This window comes from Actinomadura darangshiensis (assembly GCF_004349235.1).
GTDB lineage: Bacteria > Actinomycetota > Actinomycetes > Streptosporangiales > Streptosporangiaceae > Spirillospora > Spirillospora darangshiensis.
Map to the genome: position 1 here is coordinate 1 of NZ_SMKY01000430.1, position 5,839 is coordinate 5,839.

The 5,839-nt window shown below is 72.0% G+C and carries 4 protein-coding genes and 1 pseudogene; 1 reads left to right on the forward strand and 4 read right to left on the reverse strand.

Features of this window, described 5'->3' with window-relative positions; genetic code table 11:
- Together E1293_RS43640 and E1293_RS43645 are read right to left on the reverse strand one after the other, a co-directional pair.
- The coding region (locus tag E1293_RS43640) for an RNA polymerase sigma factor (protein WP_132205506.1) at positions 1-1,138 on the reverse strand (1,138 nt) is incomplete at its 3' end.
- A 346-nt stretch (positions 1,139-1,484) separates the two neighbouring features.
- Positions 1,485-3,815 carry a substrate-binding domain-containing protein gene (locus E1293_RS43645; RefSeq protein ID WP_132205508.1) on the reverse strand — a complete coding sequence of 777 codons (2,331 nt, stop codon included), beginning with the start codon at positions 3,813-3,815 and terminating at the stop codon, positions 1,485-1,487.
- Positions 3,816-4,086: 271 nt separating this feature from the next.
- Here E1293_RS43645 and E1293_RS43650 point away from each other — a divergent pair, with 271 nt between their 5' ends.
- Entirely contained in the window at positions 4,087-4,911 is an 825-nt protein-coding gene (locus tag E1293_RS43650) for a TrmH family RNA methyltransferase (RefSeq protein WP_132205510.1), read from the forward strand.
- A gap of 17 nt (positions 4,912-4,928) precedes the next feature.
- Here E1293_RS43650 and E1293_RS43655 read toward each other — a convergent pair whose 3' ends face one another.
- Entirely contained in the window at positions 4,929-5,390 is a 462-nt protein-coding gene (locus E1293_RS43655) for a hypothetical protein (RefSeq protein ID WP_132205512.1), read from the reverse strand.
- A gap of 93 nt (positions 5,391-5,483) precedes the next feature.
- Positions 5,484-5,839 (reverse strand): annotated as a pseudogene (locus E1293_RS43660) (hypothetical protein); the annotation flags it as partial.

Consider the following 5,839-nt stretch of genomic DNA (forward strand, 5'->3'; position numbering starts at 1 on the left):
GTGTCGTCGTGGTGGGGGTGGGCGTCGGCGATTCCGACTCGGTGGGCGTCGGGCTGTCCGACGGTTCTTCCGAGTCGGACGGGGAGGACGGGTCGGCCACGGACCCCGACGTCCCGCCCGTGGGCCCCTGCGCGGCCGACTTCCCGCCGGAGCCGTGCATCACGTAGAACGCCCCCGCCACGACCACGATGACGGCCGCGGCGGCGGCCAGCGCGGCCCAGAGCCCGCGCGGGCCCCCGCGTTCCGCGGCGGGTTTGCCGTCCTCCTGGTCGACCATGGCGGGCCAGCCCCAGGCGTCGAACGGCTCCGCGCCGTGCGCGATGGCGGCGAGGTCGGGGGCCAGCGCCGGGTCGGTCGCGGTCGCCATCACGAGTCCGCGCAGGTCGGTCGGCATCATCGCGACCGGCAGCACCTGCAGGAGCCGCGCCGCCGACACCGCGGCCCGGTCGCGCCGCGGCCCGCAGATGCGGCACGTGTCGATGTGGTGGACGAGCCGGCGCACGACCGGCGGCGGCAGCGGCCAGCCCCCGTCGTCGGCGATCGCGGCGGCCTCGGGGCAGTCGTCGCGTCCCGCCCGGGCGATGTAGGCGGCGGCGAGGGCGTCGTCCAGGCGGGCGTGGGCCTCGCCGGTCAGGTTCGACGCCTCGTGCGCGTCCAGGCCGAGGACGCCGCCGACCTCGTCGGCGTCCAGGCCGTGCCGCAGCATGAGGTCGAGCGACTCGCGCTCGCGTCCGCGCAGCCCGGACAGGGCGCCGTGCACGAGCCGGCGGGCCTCCTGCCGGCGGGACAGCTCCACCTCGTCCAGGAAGCCGTCCTCGACCTCGGGCGCCTCGCGGCGCTCGGCGGGACGGTCCGGGGCGCGCAGCCGCCGCATGCACTCGTTCCGGACGAGCGCGTACAGCCAGCCGCGGAACCGGTCGGGCTCGCGCAGGACGGACACGTGCGCGTAGGCGGCGATGAGCGCGTCGTGCAGCGCCCCGGCCGCCTGCTCGTGGTCGCGCAGCAGCGCGTGGCAGTAGTCGTACAGGCGGGCCGCGTAGCGATCCATGACCTGGATGAGGGCGCCTGGGTCGCTCACGGCCAGCGAACGCGCCAGCCGTTCGTCATCGGCGCGATCGAGATTGGGCCAACCGGACACGAGGGTCCTCCTGCGGGCTTTTCCGAAATCCTCGTCCGCATCGTCGGGGACGGGCTTGGAGATCCAAGAGGGGAGCGGTGCACTCTCCCGGCCCCGGTCCTCGGACCGGCCGCCTGCGAGCCGCCTTCCGTACCGGACGCCGCAGGTCTCGCACCTGCCGGCCCGCCTGGACGGGAGCGGCTCCCCCCGTTACGGGCCAGGGAGGAAAGTAAGTCGGAGGCCCGACGGCCCCGCTCCCCGTCGGGCCTCCACATAGAAAGACGATCGGCTCGGGCCACCGGTTGACACGCGATCCCCAGAAAAATCAGGAACTACCTGGCGCATCCGGTAGATCACCGACAGGTGATCACTCGATCCGGCGGGACAGCATCTTCAGGAAGATCTTGGAGATCTCCTGCGGCGTCTGCGCCACCTGCACATTGCCGTTGGTCGCCGCCGCGATCTGCTCGAGCTCGCCCCGGTCGACGCCCTTGCCGAACCCGATCATGTTGACCTGGATCGGCTTGTTCGGGTCCTGCATGCCCTTCAGCTGCTTCAGCGTGTCCGCCAGGGACGGGCCCCCGTCGTCGTCGTTCTTGCCGTCGGTGAGCAGCAGGATCGAGTTGCCGAACTCGGGCTTGTAGGTCTCGTTCATCTTCTTGTACGCGGCCAGCATCGTCCGGTACAGGCCGGTGTCGCCGTTCGGCTTCGGCTTCATCTGGTTCAGCGTCGACAGCACGAGGCCGCGCCGCGTGTTCGACCCGATCCGGTCGCCGAGCGCGCCGATCGGCACCGTCTCCTTGTAGGGGATGTCGCCGTTCATGTTGGTCGAGAACAGCCACTGGCCGAGCTCGGTGTCGTTGGACATCATGCTGAGCCCGCCCTGCGACACCTGCGCGATCGCCTGCAGCCGGTTGGTCTTCGGCCCGACCTTCTCGGCCATCGACCCGGACACGTCGATCAGCGTGAGCATGCGCAGGCCGAGCGACAGCTTCGACCACGCCTGCATGATCTTCGCGACGTCGGCGCTCTTCGGCGTGGGCAGCTGCCGCGGCCGCGCCGGGCTGACGCCGGCCGCCTCGCCGAACCCCGACGGCGCCTTGCCGTCCGGCGTCCGGAACCCGGCCTGGAGGGCGTCCTTGCGGGTCGCCTCGGTGCTCATCGCGTCCTCCAGCAGGCGGGCGCCCTTCTGCTTGGCGCCGTCCTTGCTGGTGACGGTGAACGGGTAGTCCATCGACAGCGTGCCCTCGATCGGGTACAGCGCCACCGCGGGCTCGGCCGGCTTCGTCCGGTTGTACTGGTAGACGGCCTGCTCGGAGGACAGCGAGATCGGCTGCTTGCCGCTGCGGTCCTTGCGGAAGTGCTTGAACTCCTCCGCCACGTTCGGGACGGTGCTCTCCCGGACGGTCCGGACGATGCCGGTGAAGATCGAGTCCCGGTTGGGGTCGTTCGCCAGCAGCGTGCTCGTGATCACCAGCGAGCCCATCCCGGCGGCGTTCTTCATCGGGTCGGGCGCGAGGAGCCGCACCGACCCGGCCGGGATCATCTGGTTCTTGGTCACCGCGCCGCCCGCGACGCCGCCCGCGGCCTTCAGCAGGTTGTCCCAGGACGGACTGGCGGTGATGCCCTGCTTCTTCAGCTGCGCCGCGAGCGACCCCGGCAACCCGACGACGATCGGGCTCTGCGCGAGGGAGGTCTTGGTGGAGACGACGCCGGCCTTGTCGTCCTTGTTCTCGCCGGTCTGCGCCAGCGCGATCCACAGGGACGAGTCGGGGATCCACACGTCCGGGCGCTCGTTGGACCCGTTCGCCACGGCCTGCCCGGACAGCAGCGGCGCCACCGACGCCGGATCGACCTTCTTCACGGTCGCCTTGACGCACTTGCCGTCGACGTCGTGCTTGCCGTCGTTGAACCGCCCGGCGGCCTTCTCCACGACCGGCGCGATGTCGGGCGCCGCCGCGACGGACAGGTTCATCGCGTCGTCGCCGGAGCAGCCGCCGCCGCTCTCGGCGAACGCGTAGACGCCGACGCCGAGCAGCAGCGCCAGGCCCACGGCCCCGGCCATCGGCCCGATCAGCGCGGTCGCGCTGCGCTTGCGCTTGCGCCGCCCGTACTCGTAGCCGCCGGAACCGCCGCCATAGCCGCCGGACCCACCCGAACCGCCGTAGCCGCCCGAGTCACCGGACCCGCCGCCGTAACCGCCGGAGTCACCCGAACCGCCGGAACCGCCGCCGAAGAAGCCGGACGGGCCACCGTCCGACCTGCTGATGGAGTCGTATTCGCTGTACCCGGTCCCGGCCAGCGGCGAGGACTCCGGGGGAGGCCCCTGCGGCGACGACGACCCGGGCCCCTGCCCGTAACCGCCGGATCCGGCGGAAGCCGCCGGCGCCGCGGACCGTCCGGCCGCGTACCCGCCCGTCTCGGACGGGCCGCCGAACCGTCCGGAGCCGTACACCGGCTGCTCGGACGACTGCCGGGGCGTGAACCACTCCGGCGTCTCACCCGAGGCGCCCGGCGCGACGCCGGGCGGTGCCCCCTGCGGACCGGCCTGGGGCTGCGAGAGCGGCTGGCCCTGGCTTTCCCGCGACCCGAACCAGTCGGACGACCCGTCGTTGGCCGGGCCGAAGACGGGGGTGGACGGGTCGTAGCCGCCCTCGCCCATCCCCTCGGGGAAGTCATTGCGATGACGTCCGCTCATGGCCTGCCCTCGATTCACCAGAAACCCGCCGATGTCCCACGGCACTGTAGTAGTACGAACCAGAGGTTACAAAGAACTCAAAACTGATAATGACGCAGGTCATGAGCGTATGTCCTGAAGAACCTTGCATTGACCGAGACCGTCACACCCCGCGACCGAGACGGTACGCGGCGCCGCCGAAGGGCCGTCCGAGGCGCCCGAGATGTCCGGATCCGGCCGTCCGGTCACGGCGTGTCCCGAGGCACTCCGCAACCGGCGGCAGACTTGGGGGATGGCCCGCCTGATCCCCGTCTCGGACCCCGCCGACCCGCGCCTCGCGGACTACGTCCGGCTGCGCGACATGAACCTCCGCAAGAGCCTGGAGGCCGAGCACGGCCTCTTCGTCGCCGAGGGCGAGAAGGTGATCCGCCGAGCGGCCGGCGCCGGCCACCCCGTCCGGTCCCTGCTGATGTCCCGCCGGTGGGCAGAGCCCCTCGCCGACCTCCTGGACGGCCTGGACGCCCCCGTCTACATCGCCGCCGACGCCGTCCTCGAAGCGATCACCGGCTTCCAGGTGCACCGCGGCGCGCTGGCATCGGTCGAGCGGCTCCCGCTGCCCGCGGTCGACTCCGTCCTCGCGGGCGCCCGGCGCGTCCTCGTCCTGGAAGACCTGGTCGACCACGCCAACGTCGGCTCCATATACAGGTGTGCGGCCGCCCTCGGCATCGACGCGATCGTCCTGTCGCCCCGGTGCGCCGACCCGCTGTACCGCCGGTCGGTCAAGGTGTCCATGGGCGCGGTCTTCGCGATCCCCTACGCGCGCATGGCCAACTGGCACGACGACCTGGTTAAACTACGCGCCACCGGCTTCACTCTGCTGGCCCTGACACCCGACCAGGCGGCCACGCCCATGGACGAGGCGGCCACGGGCGACCGCATCGCCCTGCTCCTGGGCTCCGAGGGCGACGGGCTCTCGTCCCACTGGCTGGACGAGGCCGACGAGGCGGTGTGCATCCCGATGAGCCCGGACGCCATGTCCGCCGGCGTCGACTCCCTCAACGTCACCGCGGCCGCCGCCATCGCCTGCCACACCCTGAGCCGCATGGTGCCCGCCTAGCGCCCTTTTGACGCCGCCTATCGGGCCAGCTGCCTCACCGCGGCCGTGTCGCCGGCCTCGGCACGCGCTCGCAGCTCCGTGATCGCGGCCTCATCACCCCGCTCGGCCAGCAGCCGCGCCAGCCGCTCCGCCTCCGTGTAGGCCCAGTCCTCGGAGCCGTCGTCGCAGTCCCGCCGGTCGTCGGCGTCGAGTTCACTCAGCCGCTCCGCGTGGAGACCCGTGGAGTTCTGCCATACCGCGTCCGAGAACGTCCAAGCCTCCACCGCGCCGGCCAGATCGCCGCGCTCGGCCAGCAGATCGGCCAGCCGCCGGGTCGTGGGGGACGTGTCGCCATAGGCCTGACCCCACACCCTCAGCGCACCCTCCGGGTCGCCGTGCCTGGCCAGCAGCTCCCCCAGCCGCCCTGCTGCGTTCCGGTCGCCGGATTCCGCGCGGGCCCGCAGTTCCGCGATCTGGTCCCGGTCGTGGTCCTGGTCCATTGCGGTCACCTCATCCGGGAGCTTCGGGGGCTCGCAAGGGCACAGCCGTCCCGTTGAGAGTAACCATTGCGGGGAACTTAGACGAGTGTCCGTTCACTTGCCGAACATGCCGTGGCGGGGCCGCCGGTGCGTCCCTTTCACGCGCTTCGCCGCCCCCGCCGGCAGCCGCCGGCGGCCGAGCCGCAACTGCGTCAGCAGCAGCGAGAACGCCACCATCAGCGCCGCCAGCCAGGCGATCTGCGTGCTGGCCATCCGCTCGAACGTGAGGTCCTGCGCGACGGGCGCCTTGTTGCCCTGCAACCGGCTCTGCGGCGTCCCCGACCCGGGCACCGGACTCGGCGCGACCGACGGGCTGGGCGCCTGGATCGGCGGCAACGCCACCTGCGGATTCTGCGCATCGAACGACGAATTAGGCGACGGCAACCCGCCCCCCGCCCCAGACCCGGACC